General features: G+C 58.1%; 17 protein-coding genes and 1 tRNA gene. 10 read left to right on the top strand and 8 right to left on the bottom strand.

Annotated features, from left to right (window positions below; translation table 11 throughout):
* Positions 1-4: 4 nt before the first annotated feature.
* The 4 genes from RCH91_RS06660 to RCH91_RS06645 are packed head-to-tail and all read right to left on the bottom strand — an operon-like array spanning position 5 to position 8,311.
* The gene (locus RCH91_RS06660; RefSeq protein WP_306533830.1) at positions 5-1,816 is read right to left on the bottom strand and encodes a hypothetical protein; all 1,812 of its coding nucleotides are present in this window, start codon (positions 1,814-1,816) and stop codon (positions 5-7) included.
* 9 nt (positions 1,817-1,825) lie between these two features.
* Positions 1,826-4,660, bottom strand: coding sequence for a tetratricopeptide repeat protein (locus RCH91_RS06655; RefSeq protein WP_306533829.1), 2,835 nt, complete (start codon positions 4,658-4,660; stop codon positions 1,826-1,828).
* Positions 4,657-5,556: a hypothetical protein gene (locus RCH91_RS06650; RefSeq protein ID WP_306533828.1), complete on the bottom strand. Its 900-nt coding sequence runs from the start codon at positions 5,554-5,556 to the stop codon at positions 4,657-4,659. Before RCH91_RS06650 ends, RCH91_RS06655 begins: the two co-directional genes overlap by 4 nt.
* Complete coding sequence (locus RCH91_RS06645) at positions 5,531-8,311, bottom strand: bifunctional glycoside hydrolase 114/ polysaccharide deacetylase family protein (protein ID WP_306533827.1); 2,781 nt, start codon at positions 8,309-8,311, stop codon at positions 5,531-5,533. The genes RCH91_RS06650 and RCH91_RS06645 overlap by 26 nt, the downstream gene beginning before the upstream one ends.
* A 243-nt stretch (positions 8,312-8,554) precedes the next feature.
* On the opposite strand from RCH91_RS06645, the gene RCH91_RS06640 reads away from it, so the two are divergent.
* The 5 genes from RCH91_RS06640 to amrB all read left to right on the top strand — a co-directional run bounded on the left by RCH91_RS06640 (position 8,555) and on the right by amrB (position 12,525).
* Positions 8,555-9,235, top strand: coding sequence for a site-2 protease family protein (locus RCH91_RS06640; protein ID WP_306533826.1), 681 nt, complete (start codon positions 8,555-8,557; stop codon positions 9,233-9,235).
* 34 nt (positions 9,236-9,269) lie between these two features.
* Positions 9,270-10,256 (top strand): tryptophan--tRNA ligase, encoded by a 987-nt coding sequence (gene trpS, locus RCH91_RS06635; protein ID WP_306533825.1) that lies wholly within the window; start codon positions 9,270-9,272, stop codon positions 10,254-10,256.
* The gene (locus RCH91_RS06630) at positions 10,253-11,053 is read left to right on the top strand and encodes a ScpA family protein (protein WP_306533824.1); all 801 of its coding nucleotides are present in this window, start codon (positions 10,253-10,255) and stop codon (positions 11,051-11,053) included. The genes trpS and RCH91_RS06630 overlap by 4 nt, the downstream gene beginning before the upstream one ends.
* Positions 11,040-11,627 (top strand): SMC-Scp complex subunit ScpB, encoded by a 588-nt coding sequence (gene scpB / locus RCH91_RS06625; RefSeq protein ID WP_306533823.1) that lies wholly within the window; start codon positions 11,040-11,042, stop codon positions 11,625-11,627. The genes RCH91_RS06630 and scpB overlap by 14 nt, the downstream gene beginning before the upstream one ends.
* Positions 11,628-11,721: 94 nt before the next feature.
* Complete coding sequence (amrB, locus tag RCH91_RS06620; RefSeq protein WP_306533822.1) at positions 11,722-12,525, top strand: AmmeMemoRadiSam system protein B; 804 nt, start codon at positions 11,722-11,724, stop codon at positions 12,523-12,525.
* A gap of 15 nt (positions 12,526-12,540) precedes the next feature.
* Here amrB and RCH91_RS06615 read toward each other — a convergent pair whose 3' ends face one another.
* From RCH91_RS06615 to nadB, 3 genes are read right to left on the bottom strand one after another with little or no spacing between them, the layout of a single operon-like run.
* Positions 12,541-12,750, bottom strand: coding sequence for a hypothetical protein (locus RCH91_RS06615; RefSeq protein WP_306533821.1), 210 nt, complete (start codon positions 12,748-12,750; stop codon positions 12,541-12,543).
* Positions 12,750-13,046, bottom strand: coding sequence for a chorismate mutase (locus RCH91_RS06610; protein ID WP_306533820.1), 297 nt, complete (start codon positions 13,044-13,046; stop codon positions 12,750-12,752). Before RCH91_RS06610 ends, RCH91_RS06615 begins: the two co-directional genes overlap by 1 nt.
* A gap of 7 nt (positions 13,047-13,053) precedes the next feature.
* Entirely contained in the window at positions 13,054-14,649 is a 1,596-nt protein-coding gene (gene nadB, locus RCH91_RS06605) for an L-aspartate oxidase (RefSeq protein ID WP_306533819.1), read from the bottom strand.
* A gap of 209 nt (positions 14,650-14,858) precedes the next feature.
* On the opposite strand from nadB, the gene RCH91_RS06600 reads away from it, so the two are divergent.
* Positions 14,859-15,449 (top strand): lytic transglycosylase domain-containing protein, encoded by a 591-nt coding sequence (locus RCH91_RS06600; RefSeq protein WP_306533880.1) that lies wholly within the window; start codon positions 14,859-14,861, stop codon positions 15,447-15,449.
* Positions 15,450-15,463: 14 nt separating this feature from the next.
* Entirely contained in the window at positions 15,464-16,057 is a 594-nt protein-coding gene (gene pgsA, locus RCH91_RS06595) for a CDP-diacylglycerol--glycerol-3-phosphate 3-phosphatidyltransferase (protein ID WP_306533817.1), read from the top strand.
* Positions 16,058-16,069: 12 nt separating this feature from the next.
* Here pgsA and RCH91_RS06590 read toward each other — a convergent pair whose 3' ends face one another.
* On the bottom strand, positions 16,070-16,258 hold the full coding sequence (locus RCH91_RS06590) for a hypothetical protein (RefSeq protein WP_306533816.1): 189 nt from the start codon (positions 16,256-16,258) through the stop codon (positions 16,070-16,072).
* Between the two features lie 178 nt (positions 16,259-16,436).
* Between RCH91_RS06590 and RCH91_RS06585 the strand changes: the two genes are divergently transcribed.
* From RCH91_RS06585 to RCH91_RS06575, 3 genes are all read left to right on the top strand, one after another.
* Positions 16,437-16,511, top strand: a tRNA-Cys gene (locus tag RCH91_RS06585).
* A gap of 141 nt (positions 16,512-16,652) precedes the next feature.
* Positions 16,653-19,271, top strand: a complete 2,619-nt coding sequence (gene mutS, locus RCH91_RS06580; RefSeq protein WP_306533815.1) for a DNA mismatch repair protein MutS — start codon at positions 16,653-16,655, stop codon at positions 19,269-19,271.
* A 4-nt stretch (positions 19,272-19,275) separates the two neighbouring features.
* Positions 19,276-20,607: an N-acetylmuramoyl-L-alanine amidase gene (locus RCH91_RS06575; RefSeq protein WP_373694371.1), complete on the top strand. Its 1,332-nt coding sequence runs from the start codon at positions 19,276-19,278 to the stop codon at positions 20,605-20,607.
* Positions 20,608-20,614: the final 7 nt, after the last annotated feature.

Genomic DNA, 20,614 nt, shown 5'->3' with positions numbered 1-20,614 from the left:
TCCTTTACAGTTTTGAACAGGTTATGTTTGAGCACGTCCATGCGACGTCGTTTGCTTCTTCATTCCCCTTGCTGTCGAAGGCCCGCAAGAGAAGATAGTAGGTGTTTCCGCCCTGCAGGCCGGGAAGAGTCAGGGAACTCTCGTAGGGGTAAACGTTCTGCAGTGCCAGGCCAGGGTCAGGGGCCTGCCAGACCATATCGTATCCCGTTCCGACTGAAGGTGTGAGGACCGTCCTGGTTGCATTGGCCAGAGGTTGGGGCAGCGCGAAGTTGAAAGGGGTGGTCTGGTAATAGAGCGCGTAGCTTACGCGGTTCATGTCCAGGGCCACATCCCAGGAGATGGTGACCGTGTTGCCGTTCAGCTCGATTTTCTGGATTCCGGGGCGCACATCGGGCGCACTGGTCGGGTAATCGTTATAGTGAATATTGAACACGCTGGACCAGTCCGGCGCCGTTGTGTCGTTCAGGTTTTCATTGTTCTTGACGAACGAGTTCACGAGATCGACGGTGGCATTGGTGATGTAATGCCTGAAACCGACGGAATGGGACTCCTGAATATCCTGCATCAGAATATTGAATCCAGTGTTTGAGTTCCCCAGCAGGGTCTGCACATCCATGCCCGGTTTCGCTCCTCCGAATCCGTTGGCATAGCCCAGGGACAGCATCTTGAAACCGTCCGACCGATTGGCCTCGGCCATGATCTTGGGCATCGAGTTGTATTTGTTGTCCGGGAAATAGGGGGAAACGGCAGTCTGTGAATCGTTGTCGAGATAATAGCTTTCAAAAAAGCCTATATCGATGACCCCCCGTGCCGAGACCTGGTAATGCGGCTCGCGCGGATCGAAGAAGAACAGGCCGCGGTTCTGAAGGATGATCTTGTTGGGGAAATCGGCTCTCAGCTTTCGAATGAAATCTGAGAATCCCTTTGCGGTCCACTCCGAGCTGGAATGATTGGTGTCTGAGCAGTTGGTGTATTTGTTGGGCGCAGCCGTATCTATGGTGTCCAGGAAGACGCCGTCGCATCCCAGTCCGCGCCCGTAGCTTTCGGTCAGAACTTCACGCAGTCCCGGAGGGGTGTGGCTGTTCACATCCATCAGCATATCTTTGACGGTGCTATACCAGAGCGGGTCTCCGGCATTGACGAAGCGGGTCAGAAAGTTCCCGTTCTGGTCGGGTACGTTGACCGGGTCCCCGGGACAGCGTTGTGCATTGTCGTTGACGTAGTACGATGCGAACCCGCCGTTGGTCGGTGTCCCCTTCGGATCCAGGCCTACCAGTGATCGGCCGCTGGGACCGGGGCCCCGCGGATCGATCGACGGACCGCTTCCATCGCCGGTGAAACGCGAATCAGTCCGCATCTGGGTGTCGGTGAGCTGGAAGGTGCGGGTGTCTTCACCGATGGACACATAGCAGAGCACCACCGGGTTGTCGCTGGGGTCATTGGGGTTAACCCCCTGCTTGATCCACATAATATGGTCCCTGGTGAGGTTGCCGTTGTACGGATGGACGATGACCAGGGGATAGGTCTTGAGCGTATCGATATCCGCCTTGGTGAGGGCGCCGTAGGTGATGGCGTAGGAATCGGCCTTGGCCGCCTTGTCACGCACGTTCAGGAGCAGGTTGGGGTCTGGACCCGTGAATGGCAGGATCTGGGTGCTGCCACCGCTCTGGTTGCCGCTGTTGACAGGCGAGGAGCCGTCCTTGGTCCCACCGCTGCATCCGGCGGCGAACGCCAGCACCAAGACCAGGGCCAGACGGACCCATGTCCCCGGCTGTCCTCCTGCTACCCTTCTGCTGTTGGAATACTGGTTTGCCATGTCTCTGTCCTATCTGAAATAGTAACGGTAGCTCAGGTCAAAGCGGCTGTTGACATCGCTTGTGCCAAATGATCCACTTTCCTGGGTAAAAGCCCCTTCAAGTTTGTCCAGTCCCACTATCGGCCCCACCATGCCGACTCTATAGTAAAACCCGGTGCCGCTGTTGCTGTTCCAGCTGACGTCAAGAGCCCCGAACGGACGCCAGTTGCGGGTATAGTTGTCTCGAGCCTCTTCCCCCACCAGGATTCCTATACCAGCTTGGGCAAATGATTCCGGCACAAAATAGGCCGAACCGCTGGTCGCTCTCTGCTGTGCCGGGATCAGCAGGGCGGTTCTGCCAACGGGATTGGGACCGCGATTGAAGTTGTGATAGCCGCCGAAGAGACGCAGCGTTGTGTCGGGCCCGGTATAGATGATGCGGTGGGTCAGTTCTGCCTCGAAGGAACCGCCGTCACCCAGTCGGTACCACTGCTGGTCGCGCAGGATGCTTCCGCTGAGGCGCAGCAGAAGAGTGTCGCGAGGCGTGAGCCCATGCTGCAGTCCCAGACGGAGTTCGTCTTTCATGCCGCCGATTTTGAGGCCAATGCTCTCGTCGCTTTCCGCACCGCTCAGCAGGGCCATTTCCAGTGTTACGCTGCTGGTCAGTTTCCAGTTCCCCAGCAGGCCGGCCTGGGGATGGGTGTAAAGGGCATCGCGGAACCCGGCGTAGAGTTCGGCGCTCCCCCCGGTGTGGCGCATGATGGCACCCATGCGCGCTGTCCGGATGCTGGCAGGGTAGATACCGACCACATCCATCTCCTGGTGGCGGATGTTACTGTTGCCCGCCTCAAGTTTCAGTGAAAACCTGGGCGTCATGGCGGTTGTTACTGAGAGCATCTGGTCCAGGAAGCCTATCCCCTCCCGATCAATAAGCGAGAGGCGATAGCGGAGGCCACCGTTTCGGCTTCCATACAAGTCACGGACCTGGTTGTCCAGTAGATAGTCGCGGTCATTGACCTGAAACCGATCAAAGGCGATGGTTTCGGCCAGCGGAGTCTGCCCGGTCCGCACAGCTGCCTCAATCGCATCACGGTAAGGGAGGCGCTCCAAATCTTTTTGAAGCAGACGGGCCATGGCCTGCCGATCATTGTTTTCCAGGGCCAGTGCAAGTTCAACCCAGCGCGGCCGCCTGGTCATTCGGGCATACTCGCGCCAGAACCACAGCCTGGCCAGTTCCGTGCGCTGGCTGGATAACGTCCATGCTGCCACCAGTTCGCGGCTGACATCGTCCTGGCGACCGGTTGCAATCTCCTTCATCAGGCCATCGACCGCGTCTCCCGGATTCAGCGGCATCGCTACTCGAGCAAATTCCCTGAGCAATGCCTGTCGAACGTCGCCATTGCCGGCCGGTGCCGATTTCATCCTTTTGCGGGAAAGGCGGAGAGCGTTCAGGCGCTCATAGTAGGCAGCCTCTTGCCAGCCGGTCTGTTCCATGATGTCTGCATATGCCGCGAGCCAGGTGGGATCATCGCGCTTTTGGATGTATTTTACCTGGAAGTAGGGGAGAGCCTTCTGGTACTCACCGAGATAGGCCAGCGCAGCTCCGAACGGTTCATGGAGAGATGGCATCTTTCCCTCGCGGCCTTTCCAGGCTACGAGCAGTTCCCTCAGCTCCTTTCTGCGGTCAAGGTCCAAGAGTAGCCAGACATATCCGGCTGCCAGATCACCGTCGGCGGGTGCCCGCCTGAGAGCTTCACGGTAGCAGCGAATGCTCTCACCTGGTGCGCCTGTTCCGTGATGGACCTGGGAAACCAGGCTCCAGAAATAGGCATCCTGCTCCTGCGGTTTCAGCTTCCCTTCACGTTCCTGCTGGGCCAGCACGTCGGCCATGGCCCTGTAGTTCTTCATGGCAATGCCCAACTCCAGGGCTGATTTGAGAAAGTCGGGCAGCCTGAAGTGCTGCCAGCCATCCATTGAGAGGCGGTAGGCGGCTTCAGGGTCTTTATCCCTGCTGAGCAGGATCAGGCGCTGGTAGTCTTCTTCCCGTGCCTTGCCGCTCTCCAGCAGTTTCCCTAAAGCCAGCTCGACAGCCGGCATGTCCTGAAACGCCCAGGCAAGATCGTCGAAGCTTTGCCAGTAGGTCTTTGCCGAGGCTGGGATGACCTGTTTCCCGAGCTCAAGAATAGCATACGCGCGCTTGGTGTTGCCGGTCCCGAAGGTGAGGGCGGCAGCCCTGAGGATTCCTTCTTCGGTAAGACCGAAGGTTTTCATTTGCTCCATCAGGGCATCGACGGCCTGCTGCGGATGACCGGTAGCTTCGTGCAGCCTGGCAAGCTGCTCCAACACCTCTTTCCGGTACGGACCGCCGCGGTGACGTTCGAGCAAATCTATGGCGGCCTCCGGCACTCCCAGCGCTTCACATACGGAAACATACTCGACAAGAGTGTCCCGGTTTTCCCCAGGGCTGCGTTGTTCAAGCAACTGCTTCAGATAACGGTGGTGACCCGTGGCTCTCGCCAGACGCAGAGCATTCCCGGCGGCGTCCTCCTGCCCCTTCGAGTTCAGATACATCCAGTGCTCCAGAGCTGCCAACGCGTTGCCCGACCATTCGCCGCTCTGTGCAGCTCTGCGACGCCATTCGATGTCATCGGAGCGTGCGACGACGGCTCTTTCCGCCAGGAGAAAGGCTTCGCGCGGATTGCTGTTCGCCAGAAAGACATCATAGCCGAGACTGTAAAGCTCGGTATTGAAGGGGGCGGAGGGACCCACCGGTGGCATGCCCTGGTCGGCACGGCAAAGGTTCATCGCACCCGATTGGGCGACTGTCATCATAATGGATGCTATCATGACGATAATTTTCTTCATGATGGATCCGCCGGGTTGTGATCCTGCGCCATTCCGAGGGCCTTTCTGATAAAATACTGGGCCCGCGCCGGCTGGTCGGCTGCCAGACTGACTCTGGTCAGGAATATGAGGGTGGACCTGTCTCCTGACAGGCCATCCAGATGCTGTTCTCCGGCCCTGAGAGCCTCAAGGGGAAGGTTGCCGGCCTGGAGAGTGCGCACGCCCTTCATGAACAGCTCCCTGCGCTGCTTCACTGTGGCGGCCTTGTGCATGCCGCTAAAGCAGAGTGCTGCTGCCGCGCGGTAATCTCGTTGGGCGAGGGCCAAGGAGAATGGATCCTGTTGCGGTTGGCCGGCTGCTCTGGCAGCATTTTCCAGTGCTGCTATGTTTTTCTGGTATCTGCCCCAGGCATCAAGGTCGCCAGCTGCACGGGCATCAGCTGCCAGCTGCTGCAGACGCCAGAGCGCAGGATCGGAACCAGTCAGTTCCATGGCAGCAGACCGCACGTGCGGTTTCAGGCTCTGCCATTGTGGGGAGCCGCTGTCAGCATCAAGGAACAGGTTTTGCAGGGCGCTGTAGCGCAGTTCTGCCACAGTGCGTTTCTGGTCGGCGGAAAGATCAGGGGGGAGCTGTTTGAGGGTTTCTAGGGCCCGTTGGTCATTGCCTGACCTGAGCAGTGATTCTGCTACCTTGATGCGTAAGCTGGCGTCATTCGGACGCACCCTCAAAATTGCCTCGCGGTAACGCATGGTCGCCGCATCTTCCTTGCCATCAAGGCTCTTCAGCAGCCCCCGCTCCGGAAAAAGCAGCGCCAGCACAGCCACAAAGGCACAGAATATCCCCAGCACCGTCAGCGGATTTGAAAAACGTGCACGATCCCGAGAAGGTGGGCTATTTACACGTGACCGCCAGGTCATGGTTTCCTTCCGTAAGGGTTACAATTGTGTCGCCCTTGACTGAGTTAAGAGTGGTGTCATCTGTATTTATGGTGCAACCGCTGGTTCCGGTCAGATTGACAGTAAACGGAGTGTGTCCTGTGAAGGATATCCGCATGTTTTTGCCGCTGCGGGTGAAGTCAGTCACCCTGGCTGCAGCGTATTCCAGAGATACTGCTGTTGGCGGCGTAACTGCCAGCCTTACTCTGGCCTCTCCGCCGGGGCCCAGGTGCAGGTAGCGGTTGTCACCGAGATCACTGTACCCCGCCAGGTTGGTGCCCTCCTCCAGCTGGGGAAAGCCGGCATGGGTGGGAATGCGCATCTGGCGAAGGCTGCCGCCGTTACGCACCAGCCACTCGTCGCTATTTCGGGCAATTACGGTGCGGTTGAAGTCGAGCACCTTTTCGATGTATTCGGAGGTGAAGATTCCGAACAGACGCTGGCCCATGGCCCAGTCGTAAGCTTTGCGCAGGGCGGACAGAGAGGCTTCCTTGCTGGCCGAATAAAAGTGGTAGTAGATGTTGACAGGCTTGAGCCGACGCGGTGATTCGGTCAGACTGAATGTCTCGATGATACGACTGTACCCATAAAAATTTCTGCTCCAGAGATTGGTGTAAACATTCTCGTTCTGGTTGGGGGCAAAAACCTGGAACCATTTGCCGCGGCTTATCCCCAGAGGGGCAACTGCCGTGAGGGTACGGTTTGAGTTGGTAATGATGGTGCTGCCGCCGTTTATGTTAAGCAACCCGTTTTCATAGGTCAGTCGTACGGCATCTCCAGCAGGAAGACAGTTGCCTGTCCAAAGGAAAAGGCGCGCCTTCTTGCCGGCGGGCATCAGCCGATTGTTGATGTAGTTTATGGAGTCGCTGATTTCTGATTCAAGATCGAACTTGTAACCGGGGACATCCACTGTATGCCATATTTCCGCTTCGACCCCTGTGTCTTCCTGGTCCGGTTTCCAGCGGAACGGGTGCGAAAAGGAGTGACTGGCACCCTCTACCCATGGCAGTGCCAGTATGTCGCGAGCGACCTCTTCATACCGGGCCGATTTCTGAGGGTAGAGGCCGTCGGGAGCCAGAGTGCTCGTGATGAACGAAACCGCTGTTGGGATGCGGTAGCGCTTCAGGATGTTGCTGAGTAGTTCCTCGGAGGCAAGTTTTCCTCCAGGCCATTCGGCCCGGCTTTCGAAGCCGTCGCCGTCCACATGGGCCAACAGCAGTCGCACCCCATTTTCAGTGGTTGTGTCCGGTACCGGCATGATTGGAAGCTTCAGCGCCTCGCTGAAAAAACGGAAGGGGTCAATAACCCAGGCTGCCTGACTTTCCATCAACTGGGTAACCACATAGGGGCCTGAGACATACCCGCCCCAGGGGGTGATGGCCACGGCATCGCTGGTGACGCCATTGGCCGTTGAAAGCTGCAACAGTACCCGACCATTTTTTGCTCTGACCGGCAGATATGCATCGATGCGCGGCAGCGGTTGCTGCTCGAAACCAACCATGTCATCTTTTGCAATAACCTTGGCCGGCGGTGCAAGTTGCGTGAATTGTTCCATTGCGAGCCCGAGAGAGCTGGTCAGGTCGCTGTCGAGGCTGATGCCGAAACGTTCCAGAAAGACCAGCGGGAGACCTTGTTCAACGCAATTCAGGATCCACTGCTTTAACCCCTGTTTTTCGCCCGAACTGGTGGAATAGGGCCATATGACACCCCCTGCGTAACGTCCCCTCAGAATGCCCGCCGGCAGCGGCTCTCTCATGTCATGCATCTCGACGGTGTAGCCGAGGTAGTTGAGCGGCATGACTACATAGCGCTGCAAGTTGGTGAAAAACATATCGCCACCGGCCCCTTCGCCGCCATCGTATAGGCCGAGTACCGTGCGCGGCATGACTTCTACGCTCCCTATCCCCAGACCTGCCAAATCCTTGTCTGTTACCCAGGGGGTAAAGCCGAGGGACTTTATTTTATCGGCAGTCTCCCTCATCAGGGGACGGTTTGCAGGGTCGACATAGTCAATGACAATCACTGGCACACCAGCTCCCCTGATGTCTCTTAAGCGGCTTGTCAGCCATGAACGATCATTGGCGTCAACTGTTCCGTACTTACCGGTGGCTGGATTGAAATTCTGGTACAGGGATTCGGCCGCCACGGCATAGGCCAGATCTTTGACACGATCAAAAATTTCGAAACCGCGATTCAGAATAAGACGCGCTTCGGGGTGGCGTTTCCGGATGTCATGGACGGCCGCCACAAGTCCGGCCTCCATGCGCGGAAAAGCCTCAGCGGGGGCCGCCATCCGGTAGGAGTCAAGAGTGTCCAGGAAAAAACCGCGATAACCGGCCCGCCAAAGCGGTTCCACTACATGATCTAAGAAGAATCGTCGCCACTCTTCGCTGGAAACATCCACGATTTTCGACTTCCATGCCTGATTCTCGCCGATTATCCACCTGTCCGGCATCTGTTTTGTGTAGGAGCGGGCCGGGTCTGCCTCGCCGACGCTTACATAGGCAAACAGTTCACTCTGTCCCCGGCCATAATCGGACGGAGTAAGGCCGCTGTCCGGATCAATGACCACAATATCAAAGGCGTGCAGCTCGTTGACCGGGTGCTGTTTGCCATAATAAAAAGCCACACTTAAAGGATGGGTCTCTCCCCAGACCGCGCTTGGTAGCAATATCATGATCAGCAGCAATAAATGATGACAATACTTCACCGGGTTTAACCTCATGATTTGAGTCATGCTGAATCCGTGAATGTTTGCTGAAGGACGGGAAATTGCCCAGGGAGATTTATAAGGATTATTGTTTCAAAGAATGCGCCTAGTTAATATATCGGGTTCTCTTGGCTGAAACTTTAGACTTTTCTGCAGCCACATCTCCATTCGGTCGGGCTGGGGCTTACTCCGGCGATCTCCCCCGTAATTGACTTTCACTGGCCAGTCTGCTAAAAATGAACGGTTTTTACATACTCGGAGATCCCTCCTATGGAACAGTTTTTCCTCAAGCTTTCGATCATGCTCGTCCCCGCTCTCATGGCCATCACCTGCCACGAGGTCTCCCACGGCTTCGTGGCTGATCGCCTGGGCGACCGGACTGCGCGCTACATGGGTCGGCTTACCCTCAATCCCCTCAAGCACCTGGACATCTTCGGAACTCTCATGGTCTTCATTGTCGGCATCGGCTGGGCAAAGCCGGTGCCGGTGAATTTCCACAACCTGAGGAATCCCAAGCGCGACATGATCTGGGTCGCCGGCGCCGGTCCCGTGACCAACTTTCTCCTGGCCCTTGTCTCGGCCATCGTCATGCGGGGACTCGCTGCTCTAGGCGAAGGGTTTCCCGACGGTTCGCCGGTCCAGACGTTTCTCGATCCGCTGATCCTGATGTCGGCCTTTTCGGTCTACATCAACCTGCTTCTCTGCATCTTCAACCTGATACCGCTCCCCCCCCTCGACGGCGGGCGGGTGGCGGTGGGCTTGTTGCCCTACCGTCAGGCGGAGATGCTGGCCCGGGTGGAGCCTTACGGCATGATCATTATTATCATTCTGGTATTCTTCACCAATATCTTCAGCACGGTCATCTCACCCATGCTCGATGTGGGGATCAGCATCCTCGCCGGTCCCCAGAGCAAGCTGGTGTACAGTGTCACGCATTTTCTCATGAGATAATCGGAGCGCCGATGCGCCGAAAAAGGAGCAGACGATGAGCAACAAGCGGATAGTCAGCGGCATGAGGCCGACCGGAAAACTGCACCTGGGCCACTTCCACGGGGTGCTCGCCAACTGGCGGGAACTCCAGGAGGAGTACGAGTGTTTCTTTTTTGCCGCGGACTGGCACTCCCTTACCACCGAGTATGACAATACCGAAGCCATCCGCCAGAACACCGACGAGATGATCCTCGACTGGCTTGCCTTCGGGGTCGATCCCGCCAAATGCGTCATCTTTCGGCAGAGCCGCGTACCCCAGCATGCGGAGTTGAACCTGATCCTCTCCATGATTACGCCGGTTTCGTGGCTCGAACGGAATCCCACCTACAAGGAGATGCAGGAGAATCTTTCCACCAAAGATCTCTCCACCTTCGGCTTTCTTGGCTATCCGGTCCTCATGGCGTCGGACATCATCGTCTACAAGGCCGCCAAGGTGCCGGTGGGTCACGACCAGCTCCCCCACCTGGAGATCACCCGGGAGATTGCCCGCCGCTTCAACTACCTCTACAACACCGAGGTATTCCCCGAGCCGGCGGCACTACTCACTGAAACTCCCAAGGTCCTGGGGCTCGACGGCCGCAAGATGAGCAAGTCCTACGGCAATGCCATCTTCCTTTCGGAAAGCGCCGACGAAACCCGCAAAAAGGTCATGTCGATGGTGACCGACACCCAGCGGGTTCGGCGGAGCGATCCGGGTGAGCCCGACCGTTGCGTCGCCTTTTCTCTCAACAGCCTCTACCTTCCCGAGGAGAAAAAGGCCGACATCTTCGCAGGGTGCCGCAGCGCCGCCATCGGTTGCGTTGAGTGCAAGAAGCTCCAGGCCGAGTACCTGGTTGAAACCCTCGCCCCCTACCGGGCCCGCCGCGACGAGCTCACCGAAAAGCCGGGGTTGGTGGCCGAGATCCTCGCCGAAGGAGAGGCCCGTGCCGCAACAGAGGCCGCACGGACCATGGCCGAGGTGCGGGACGCCATCAAGCTATGAGCGGCGACGGAAATCTCGATCTCTACCGTGACGAGGAGGCTGCCTCCTACACGGTTAAGCTCGAGGTCTTCGAGGGACCCCTCGACCTACTCCTTCATCTCATCAGGAAGAACGAGGTGGACATCTACGATATTCCGCTCTCCATCATCACGCGGGAATACCTCGACTACATCAAGATGATGAAGGAGCTCAACCTGGAGATCGCCGGCGAGTTCCTCGTCATGGCCTCGACCCTCATCCAGATCAAGTCGAAGACCCTTCTTCCCATGCCGGCCGACGAGGAGTCGACGGAAGAGGAGGAGGAAGACCCTCGGGCCGAGTTGGTCAGGCGGCTCCTGGAATACCAGAAATACAAGGAGGCTTCGATCTCCCTGGCGGAGCGGGATATGCTCGGCCGGGAGACCTACGCCCGCACTTTTTTGTCCCCGGAACTTGCGGGGATGCAGCCCGAGGAGGAACCGGTCGAGGTGGAGCTGTTCGAGCTGATAGAGGCATTCAGGAAGGTTCTCGACCGGGTTTCCGAGGAGAGCTTTCACGAGGTGGGGGCCGAGTCGATCACCATCGCCGAGCGGATTAACGAGATCCTCTCGCTACTGGAGGGGAAAGAGTCGCTTCTGTTCGATGAGCTCTTTCCCGAGAACTTCAACCGGGACTTTCTTATCGCCACTTTCCTCGCCGTGCTTGAGCTCTGCAAGCTCAAGATGGTCAAGGTGGTTCAGGCAAACCGCTACGGCTCCATCTGGATCCAGCCGGCGGTCATGGAGGGGGAGGACGCCGTCGCCGATGCCGAATCTTAAGTCCATTGTGGAAAGTCTTCTGTTCGTTGCCGATGCCCCGGTGACTTTTGACCGGCTCTGCACCTTCCTGGAGGAGTTTGACCGGGGAGAGGTAAAGGAGGCCCTGAACGCGCTTCAGGATGAATACGGCCGCGAGGGGAGGGGAGTTGTTCTTGCCGAAGTGGCCACCGGTTTCCAGTTCCGCACTCCGGCCGAGAACGCCGACTATCTTCGCCGTCTCACAAAGACCCGCCCCGTCAAGTTCAGCCAATCCGCCCTTGAAACCCTCGCCATCATCGCCTACCGCCAGCCGGTGACCCGCGCCGAAATCGAGTACCTGCGCGGCGTCGACTCCGGCGGCGTCCTGAAGACTATCCTGGAAAAGAAGCTCATCAAGATTCTGGGCAAGAAGGACATACCGGGCAAACCGCTTATCTATGGCACCACCCGGGAATTTCTGGAACTCTTCAGCCTGAAGGATCTCAGGAGTCTGCCTACCCTCAAGGAGATTCGCGACCTGTCTGAAACCGCCCCCTATGAGCAGCAGGAAGAACTACCCCTGGGACAGTCCGAGGGGGAAGGGGATCAGCTCTGAAAGAAAACAGTATGTTGGCTGTTGTCGAACCGATTCTCTGGTATAGTTGAGCGTGTTTGCAGAAAAAACGCTCGCGTTTCAGGGGGAGGGGGCGATGGTACGTCAGCCTGCGGTTGCTGGTCAGTTCTACTCCGATGAACCGAAACGGTTACGGGGGGAGCTTCAGCGGATGGTGCCCGTTGGCGCCGCGAAGCGGCGAGTGACGGGTATTGTGGCCCCCCACGCCGGGTACGTGTATTCCGGAAACGTTGCCGGAGCCATCTATGGCATTGTTGAATTGCCGCGAACCGTTGTCATTCTCGGCCCCAACCACCATGGCTTCGGAGCTGCCGCCGCCCTTTATCCCGATGGTGAATGGCTCACTCCTCTTGGTTCAGTGCCGATCGATGCCAAACTCGCAGATCTTGTGCGGGAGCATGCCCCGGTTGTGGAGTCTGACACCTCGGCGCACCGGTTTGAACATTCCCTTGAAGTGCAGGTGCCGTTTCTCAAGTATTGTCGTGAGGACGTGAAAATAGTGCCGCTCTGTCTCGGTTTCGGCGACTACGAGCGGTGCCGGTTGCTGGGGGAGGGGCTCGCGTGGGCGATCAGGGAATTCGGCGAGGATGTGCTGATCGTGGCAAGCTCGGACATGACCCACTACGAGTCAGCCGATGCCGCCCGCACGAAAGATGAACAGGCCATCGCCGAGGTGCTTGCGTTGAATCCGGAAGGTCTGTTGAGTGTTTGCGGGCAAAAGAACATTACCATGTGCGGGGTGATTCCCGCCACGGTCATGCTGGTGGCTGCGAAAGCATTGGGCGCCACGAAGGCGGAACTGGTCCGCTATGCTACGAGCGGTGATGTGACGGGGGACAACCGGCAGGTGGTTGCCTACGCGGCGATTGCGGTATATTGACGGCCGGTAAAGGGATTACTCTTCTTTTGCTATCCTGACCACCTGCAGCACGCCGGGCATCTGTTCCAGTTCGGCAGAGTCGAGGGTGTCGGTATCGCCGATGACACCGATGATGGTCCGGTTGGCGCCGGTTGACTGGTGGATGTCGAAGTTCCTCGTAATCAGGTATTCCTTTATTTCCACGAGCGCCTCTTCGCCGGCGCTCTTTTTCATGATGATGAGCATTACTGCTCCTCCTTGCCCGTAGTTTCCTCCCGGTGGGTCATGATCCGCTCCAGCCGGCGCGATTCGTCGATTACCCGCTCGAAAAGACGCACGATGGCCCCGTCATCCAGGGGGCCGGGGTTGCCCGCCTTCATTCGTTCGAAGATCAGTTTTTCACGTTTGGGATCATAAACCGGGAGTCCGCGCTCCTTCTTGATCATGCCAATTTCCAGGGCGAGCCCTGCCCGCCGGTTGAAAATCCGTAGGAGTTCGCTGTCGATCCGATCGATTTCCTGTCTCAGTTCGTCAATCGTCATGGGTTCCTCAGAACTGCTTTTTGATGTAGGTGTCCTTCTTCCAATGCACGTCGTCACGCTCGGGGTAGCCGATGGTGTAGTGGAGGCCGCGGGACTCTTTACGCTGAAGGGCGCAGTTGACGATCAGTTCCGCCACGGTGGCGATGTTCCGCAGTTCGATGAGATCCGAGGTGATGGTGAAGTCCCAGTAATAGTCCTCAATCTCTTCCTGGATCAGACGGATGCGGTGCAGCGCCCGTTCGAGCCGCTTGTCTGAACGGACGATACCCACGTAGTTCCACATGAAGCGCCGGATCTCGTCCCAGTTCTGGGAGACAACCACCATCTCGTCGCTGTCGGTTGCTGTGCTCGCGTCCCATTCGGGGATGTCCGGGTACTCGAAGTGGTTCTCTGCCAGTTCCTCCACTGCCCGCTTGTAGGCCCGACCCGCGTAGACCGCCGCCTCCAGCAGCGAGTTGCTTGCCAAGCGGTTGGCGCCGTGGAGGCCGGTGAAGGCCACCTCGCCGATGGCGTAGAGGTGACTCACGTCTGTTTCGGCGTTCTTATCCACCGCTACGCCGCCGCACAGGTAGTGGGCAGCTGGAACAACCGGAAGCGGTTCCTTCGTCATGTCGAGGCCGTAATCCAGGCAGGTCTGGTAGATGTTGGGGAAGCGGGTCCGGACGTATTCTGGGTCCTTGTGGGTTATATCCAGGTAGACGCAGTCGTCTCCGTGGGTTTTCATCTCATTGTCGATGGCCCGTGCCACGATGTCACGGGGGGCAAGGTCCTTGAGTTTATGGTATTTCTCCATGAACGCCGTGCCGTCGCGGCGTCGCAGGATGGCCCCCTCGCCGCGGACCGCCTCGGAGATAAGAAACGACTTGGCGTGGGGATGGTAGAGGGTAGTGGGGTGGAACTGCATGAATTCCATGTTGGCGATGGTTGCGCCTGCACGGTACGCCATGGCCACGCCGTCACCGGTTGCCACGTCGGGATTGCAGGTGTAGAGGTAGACCTTGCCTGCGCCGCCCGTTGCCAGGAGGGTGATCTTGGCTCTGAAGGTTTTTACGCGGTTTGAGGCAATATCCAGAACGTGGGCGCCGAGGCAGCGGTTGGGCTTGACCCGCTTGCGGGCCACCTTTGCCATGGTTATGAGATCGATGCCGATGTGGTGCTCGTAGAGTCTGATGTTAGGGTTTTCGCGGGCGGCGGCCACCAGGGCCCGCTCGATCTCGCGTCCTGTCACGTCGTCGGCGTGGAGAATGCGGCGCTGGCTGTGCCCTCCCTCGCGGGTCAGGTCGAAGGCTTCTCCGCTTCGGGTGAACTGCACCCCCCACTCGATGAGGTTGCGGATGACTTTGGGACCCTCTTCAACCACCATCCGCACCACGTCTTCGTGACAGATTCCGGCACCGGCTACGAGGGTGTCCTCCACGTGGGCGTCGAAGGTGTCCTCCTGGGAAAAGACCGAGGCGATCCCCCCTTGGGCATAGTTGGTGGCGGATTCTGTCACTTCACGCTTGGTCACGAGGACAACGGTGCCGTGACGCGCAGCCTGGAGGGCAAAGGACAGCCCGGCGATGCCGCTGCCGATGACGAGAAAATCGCTCTCTATTTTCATGGGCGTGCTCCTTGGATAATGTGTAAATATTTATGAAGACAGTCGATTATTCCCCCGCTTAGCCCCTTTGTCAAGGCATTTCAAGGTCATACCGGCCGTTCTCTGTGGGGTTGCATTGCTTTCGGAGTTGGTCTATATTTTGTATGGCTTTCGGCATGGACGCCGATCTGCGCTGCATGGGAGGAAAAGTGCCGAAAGTTGTCAAAATTATGGCCCTTGCCCTGGTTCTCTGGGGGATGGCAGGCTATGGGTCCGCCACGGCCGATATCTATCGTTACGAGGATGACGAGGGGGTCGTTCATTTTACCGACGCTCCGACCGACAAGCGGTTCAAGATTTTCATGAGGGATATCAAGAAGGACCGCAAGCTCCGGACCACCTTCAAGCTTGGAAACATCGCTCGTAATTCGGGTGAATTCGATCCGATCATAAACCAGTGCGCCCTGGAGTTCGGCGTCGACAAGTCGTTGGTTAAGGCCGTCATCCATGCCGAGTCCGGCTATAATCCCAACGCCGTCTCCCCTAAGGGGGCGAGCGGGCTCATGCAACTCATGCCCAAGACGGCCAAGGACTTGAAAGTAGCAAATGCCTTCGACCCGCGGGACAACATTCGGGGGGGGGTGCGCTACCTCCGCTTTCTGCTCGACACCTTCAGGGGAGACGAGTCTCTGGCCCTCGCAGCCTATAATGCCGGCCTGTCGCGGGTAGCCCAGTATAATGGAGTTCCTCCGTACCAGGAAACACGCACCTATGTAGACAGGGTGCTCAATTACAGGAAATCATACCAGTCCACCAACTGAGAACCGGTTCATACATGTCCGAAACTTATGCCAAATCCATCTGGAACATCCCGAACATCCTCACCCTCCTGCGTATCGCCCTGATTCCAGTTTTGGCGGTGCTCCTCCTCTCGCCGTCACGGGAAGCGGGGTTCTGGGCAGCGGCGGTATTTGCCATCGCGTCCATCACCGACTGGCTCGACGGCTATCTTGCCCGCAGGATGGGTATCGTCACGGTCTTTGGCAAGTTCCTCGATCCCATCGCTGACAAGCTCATGGTCATGGCGGCCCTCATCATGATTCTTCCCTTCAATCGTGTGCCGGCCTGGATGGTGCTGGTGATCCTTGGCCGCGAGATCATCATTACCGGGCTGCGGGGGATAGCCTCCAGCGAGGGGATCGTCATCTCGGCCAGTGACCTGGGCAAGTTCAAAACCATTTTCCAGATGGTGGCAATTATCGGGCTTCTTCTCCACTATGATTACAACTGGTTTTTTGGTATCCCTCACCCCTATCTCACGGTCAACATGCACAATGCGGGGATGTTCTACCTCTGGATCGCCACCATCATGACTGTCTGGTCCGGTGTCGACTACCTCGCCAAGTTCATGAAGGTCATTACCCGCTGACCTTTCCTGTTCCTATTTCCCATCCAGCGCCATAGGTTCGCAGACATTGTCGGCGGAATTCGCCTCGGACCCGCAGATGAAGCAGACTACCGTCGGGTTGGCGGTAAGGTGCCGAACTTCCTTCATCATCCCCTTGCTCTTGAGGACGCAGAGATGTCCCTGGTGTTTTTCGCCGCAGTTGCAAGTCTTCTGTTCAGTCATGGGTGGTCTCCTTGAGGGGCATGGTAGAATGTGGCGGTGTTAAGGCCAAGCCCATTGTCGCTGCAAAATTGTCAGACTGTCAAGCCGCCCGTGGACCGTGTCTGAAATGAATTTCACGTTGACAGAGGGAGGCAAAACGGGTATAAGACAGATTCTCTTCTGCAGAGCATAAATAGAGGGCGGCGTCGCCAAGTGGTAAGGCAAAGGTCTGCAAAACCTTTATTCACCGGTTCAAATCCGGTCGCCGCCTCCAAATTAAAAAGCTGACCATTCGGTCGGCTTTTTTGTTGTCCATTCACCGCCTGTCTGCCATCTTCGCGGGTTTTGGTTTTGCATGGCGCGGCCGTTTCTGTTACGATACCTTCCCAACTCCCTGAACACCAAGGCTTTCTCGATGTCCGAACTCACCCCGATGATGCGCCAGTATCTGGAAATCAAGGCCGATTACCCTGACTCGATTCTCTTCTTCAGGCTCGGCGATTTCTATGAGATGTTCCTTGACGATGCCGTCAAGGCTTCGCGCATCCTCGACATCACTCTTACTTCCCGCGGCAAGGGGGGAGACGGTTCCGATGTTCCCCTGTGTGGCATACCGTACCACTCGGCTACACCGTATATCGCTAAACTGATCGAGGCAGGAGAGAAGGTGGCCATCTGTGAGCAGGTGGAGGACCCCAAGACCACCAAAGGAATCGTGAAGCGCCAGGTGGTCAAAGTCGTTACCCCCGGCCTCGTAGTGGAGGCCGATAGCCTCTCCCCCAAGGAAAACAATTTTCTGGTGTCGATCTTCAGCGACAGCAGCGATCGCTGGGGGGTGGCGTATCTGGACATCTCCACCGGCGAGTTTCGGGTAACCGAGGTGGATGGTAGTGATGGAGTATGGGGAGAGGTGGCCTGCGCCAATCCGCGGGAGATTCTCATGCCCGCTTCCTTTCGAGAGAACGGGAAGGGGGACGGCCGAGGCGATCTGGCTGCCGGCCGAACGCTCACCTATGTGGACGACTGGGTCTACGACCGGGACTACAGCGAGAGGCTCATCCGCAACCATTTCGGCGTGGCATCGCCCGATGCCCTGGGGTGTGGTGGGCTTGCCGAGGGGCTCCAGGCAGCGGCTGCAGTTCTGTATTATCTGCAGGAGACCCAAAAGGGCAGGGTTGACCATATCCGGGAACTGCGGGCCTATCGGACCCAGGAGTTCCTGGTCCTTGACGAAACCACCCGCCGCAACCTGGAGCTGACCGCCACCCTTTCCGAGGGGAAACGGCGCGGGTCGCTTCTGGGACTGCTGGATCGTACCGCCACCGCCATGGGGGGGCGCAAGCTCAGGCAGTGGATTAACTATCCACTTGTAAAAGTCGATAAAATAAGGGAACGTCAGGATAGTGTCGATGAGCTTGTCCGCGACCCTGGCCTTCGGGCCGGCATTCGGGAGGCCCTCGAAGGGGTCTACGATCTGGAGCGCCTGAACGGGCGCATCAGCCTCGCAAGCTCGGGAGCCAAGGACTTGGTGGCTCTCAAGGCATCACTCCAGAAAATTCCGCCGCTGTTGAGCCTGCTCGGACACGCCGAGGCAGGCCTTCTGCGTGATCTGCTGGCGGGCATTGATCCGCTGGATGAGGTGGCGGAACTGATCGGCAGAGGCATCGTTGACGACCCTCCCTTTGTGCTCCGTGAGGGGGGGATTATAGCCGACGGCTACCATGGTGAACTGGACGAGTTGCGCGCCATCAGCCGCGAAGGGAAGGGGTTCATCGCCCGGTTGGAGGCAAAGGAGAAGGCGCGCACCGGCATCTCCTCCCTCAAGATCCGCTACAACAAGGTATTTGGCTACTACATCGAAGTCACCAAGTCGAATCTTGGGGCCATCCCCGACGACTACATACGGCGTCAGACCCTTGCCAACGCCGAGCGCTTCATCACCCCCGAGCTCAAAGAGTATGAGGAGAAAGTCCTCGGGGCCGAGGAGCGGATCGTGGATCTGGAGTATTCGCTCTTCCAGCAGATCAGGCAGCGGGTTGCCGCGGAGGGGGAGCGGCTTGCCCGAACGGCGGACCGCCTCGCCACCCTCGATGTCCTCGCTTCCCTGGCCGAGGTGGCCCACGAGCGCAATTACTGCCGACCGCTTGTCGATGACAGTGACGTGCTCTCCATCTCCGAGGGGCGACACCCGGTTGTGGAGGCCCTCAATGTCTCCGAGCGGTTCGTTCCCAACGATGTCCTGCTCGACAACGGCGAGAATCAGCTCGTCATCATCACCGGCCCCAACATGGCCGGAAAGTCCACCTTCATGCGACAGGTGGCCCTCATTGTCCTCATGGCCCAGCTGGGGAGCTTCGTTCCGGCCACCGAGGCCCGGATAGGGGCGGTGGACCGGATCTTTACCCGTGTGGGTGCCTCCGACAACCTGGCCCGGGGGCAGTCAACCTTCATGGTGGAGATGATGGAGACGGCGGCGATTCTTCGCAACGCAACGCCCAGGAGCCTTGTTGTGCTGGACGAGATAGGGCGAGGCACCTCGACCTTCGACGGTGTTTCCATTGCCTGGGCCGTGGCAGAGTATCTCCACGACACGGCCCGATGCGCCGCAAAGACGCTCTTTGCCACCCATTATCACGAACTGACCGAGCTGGCCGTGACCCGGGGGAGGATCAAGAACTGCAACGTGGCGGTGAAGGAGTGGAACGACCAGGTGATCTTTCTCCGCAAGATCGTCGAAGGGGGGGCATCCCACTCTTACGGCATCCAGGTGGCGCGACTTGCCGGACTCCCCGCCGAGGTGATCGAGCGGGCCAAGGAAATCCTCCACAACCTGGAGAAGGGGGAATATGTGGAGGGGGGAGTGCCCCGGATCGCCAAGGGAAAGAAGGTCGCTGCGCCCAAGGCGTCGCCCCAGCTTTCCCTCTTCGAGCAGGGGGAGGATCTCCTGCGGCAGCGGCTTGCCGGGTTGAATATCGCGGCACTCACTCCCCTTGAGGCTCTCAATATTCTCGATGAGTTGAAAAGGATGGCCTGACGTGATGACACAACGGTGGATAAAGTTATTTCCTGTTTTTTTCGTCCTTGCGGCCTTGGTTCTTTTCTGTCCCCTTGCAGGTGCCACGGAGGTTGACCGAGCGAAGGTGACCAAGGCGAAGGTCAAGACCACAGCAAAGAAGGCAACCGCCGCTCCTGTCAGGGCCGCCGTGGCCTCTGCTCCGGGCGAGGCCCCGGCAGTGGTGAAGGAGGTCCGTCACTGGTCGAACCCCGATTATACCCGGATCGCCATTACCGCCGACCGTGAAGTGCGCTATGAGACCCACCAGATCAAGCAGCATCCAAGCGATACCCTGCCGTCACGCATTTATCTCGACATAACCGGAGCTCGTCTTGGCGCCGGCGTGCATGACCTGCCCATCGGCGACGGTCAGCTGAAGGTTGCGCGGGTTGGCCAGTATCGGCCGGATGTGGTCAGGGTGGTTCTCGATGTGGATAGAATCAAGGAGTATAAGGTATTCTCTCTCTCGGACCCGTTCCGGATCATCGTAGATGTCAAGGGCGAGCGCCCTCTCGAGTTCTCGAAGCTTACCGAACAGCTCCAGCCGGCCCCGGCAAGCGCGGCGGAAACACAGAAGCCAGAGGCCCGTGAAGAAAAACCCCGACCGAAACCGGCAGGCACCTTCAAGCCGGGAAAGATCCGACGGATTGTGGTTGATCCTGGCCACGGTGGGCATGATCCCGGCGCGGTGGGGGCTGGTGGTTCCCAGGAAAAGGACGTGGTTCTTGCAATTGGTCTCAAGCTGGCGGAGAAGATCAGGGAAGAGCTGGGCATTGACGTGGTCATGACCCGCTCGACCGACGTCTTCATCCCGCTGGAGGAACGTACCGCCATCGCCAACAAGGTGAATGCCGACCTCTTTGTTTCGGTCCATGCCAACGCCTCCCTGAACCGTGCCGCCTCGGGCATCGAAACCTACTACCTCAATCTGGCCAAAACCGAGAAAGCGGCACAACTCGCAGCCCGGGAGAATGGCACGTCCCTTGAGAAGGTGAGCCTGTTGCAGGCGATTCTCTTCGACCTCATGGCAAACTACAAACTCAACGACTCGGCTCACTTGGCGGATGAAGTCCAGAAGGCTCTCTACAAAAAGATCCATGGCCACTATTCCGGGACGAGGAATCTGGGGGTCAAGCAGGGGCCGTTCTACGTTCTCGTGGGCGCCACCATGCCGAGTATTCTTGTGGAAGTGGCCTTTATCAGCAACGAAGCCGAGGAGGCGCGGCTGAGGGATCAGACGTTCCTGGACCGGACCGCGGACGGAATCGTGGACGGGATCAGGGTGTATATCCAGACGTTAGGCACTGGGCGATAGGCAAGGG

The organism is Geobacter sp., from assembly GCF_030834625.1.
Classification (GTDB): domain Bacteria; phylum Desulfobacterota; class Desulfuromonadia; order Geobacterales; family Geobacteraceae; genus Geobacter.
The sequence above is the reverse complement of the archived record's forward strand: the minus strand, read 5'-3'. Positions and strand labels throughout refer to the sequence as shown.

What these genes read in the sequence shown, in the direction of transcription:
- RCH91_RS06640 (WP_306533826.1), top strand. Translation starts at nt 8,555, where the DNA reads ATGGAACAGTTTTTCCTCAAGCTTTCGATCATGCTCGTCCCCGCTCTC.
- RCH91_RS06590 (WP_306533816.1), bottom strand. Translation starts at nt 16,258, where the DNA reads ATGACTGAACAGAAGACTTGCAACTGCGGCGAAAAACACCAGGGACAT.
- scpB (WP_306533823.1), top strand. Translation starts at nt 11,040, where the DNA reads ATGCCGAATCTTAAGTCCATTGTGGAAAGTCTTCTGTTCGTTGCCGAT.
- RCH91_RS06615 (WP_306533821.1), bottom strand. Translation starts at nt 12,750, where the DNA reads ATGCTCATCATCATGAAAAAGAGCGCCGGCGAAGAGGCGCTCGTGGAA.
- trpS (WP_306533825.1), top strand. Translation starts at nt 9,270, where the DNA reads ATGAGCAACAAGCGGATAGTCAGCGGCATGAGGCCGACCGGAAAACTG.
- RCH91_RS06600 (WP_306533880.1), top strand. Translation starts at nt 14,859, where the DNA reads ATGGCCCTTGCCCTGGTTCTCTGGGGGATGGCAGGCTATGGGTCCGCC.
- RCH91_RS06575 (WP_373694371.1), top strand. Translation starts at nt 19,276, where the DNA reads ATGACACAACGGTGGATAAAGTTATTTCCTGTTTTTTTCGTCCTTGCG.
- RCH91_RS06630 (WP_306533824.1), top strand. Translation starts at nt 10,253, where the DNA reads ATGAGCGGCGACGGAAATCTCGATCTCTACCGTGACGAGGAGGCTGCC.
- RCH91_RS06655 (WP_306533829.1), bottom strand. Translation starts at nt 4,660, where the DNA reads ATGAAGAAAATTATCGTCATGATAGCATCCATTATGATGACAGTCGCC.
- nadB (WP_306533819.1), bottom strand. Translation starts at nt 14,649, where the DNA reads ATGAAAATAGAGAGCGATTTTCTCGTCATCGGCAGCGGCATCGCCGGG.
- pgsA (WP_306533817.1), top strand. Translation starts at nt 15,464, where the DNA reads ATGTCCGAAACTTATGCCAAATCCATCTGGAACATCCCGAACATCCTC.
- amrB (WP_306533822.1), top strand. Translation starts at nt 11,722, where the DNA reads ATGGTACGTCAGCCTGCGGTTGCTGGTCAGTTCTACTCCGATGAACCG.
- RCH91_RS06610 (WP_306533820.1), bottom strand. Translation starts at nt 13,046, where the DNA reads ATGACGATTGACGAACTGAGACAGGAAATCGATCGGATCGACAGCGAA.
- RCH91_RS06645 (WP_306533827.1), bottom strand. Translation starts at nt 8,311, where the DNA reads ATGACTCAAATCATGAGGTTAAACCCGGTGAAGTATTGTCATCATTTA.
- RCH91_RS06650 (WP_306533828.1), bottom strand. Translation starts at nt 5,556, where the DNA reads ATGACCTGGCGGTCACGTGTAAATAGCCCACCTTCTCGGGATCGTGCA.
- mutS (WP_306533815.1), top strand. Translation starts at nt 16,653, where the DNA reads ATGTCCGAACTCACCCCGATGATGCGCCAGTATCTGGAAATCAAGGCC.
- RCH91_RS06660 (WP_306533830.1), bottom strand. Translation starts at nt 1,816, where the DNA reads ATGGCAAACCAGTATTCCAACAGCAGAAGGGTAGCAGGAGGACAGCCG.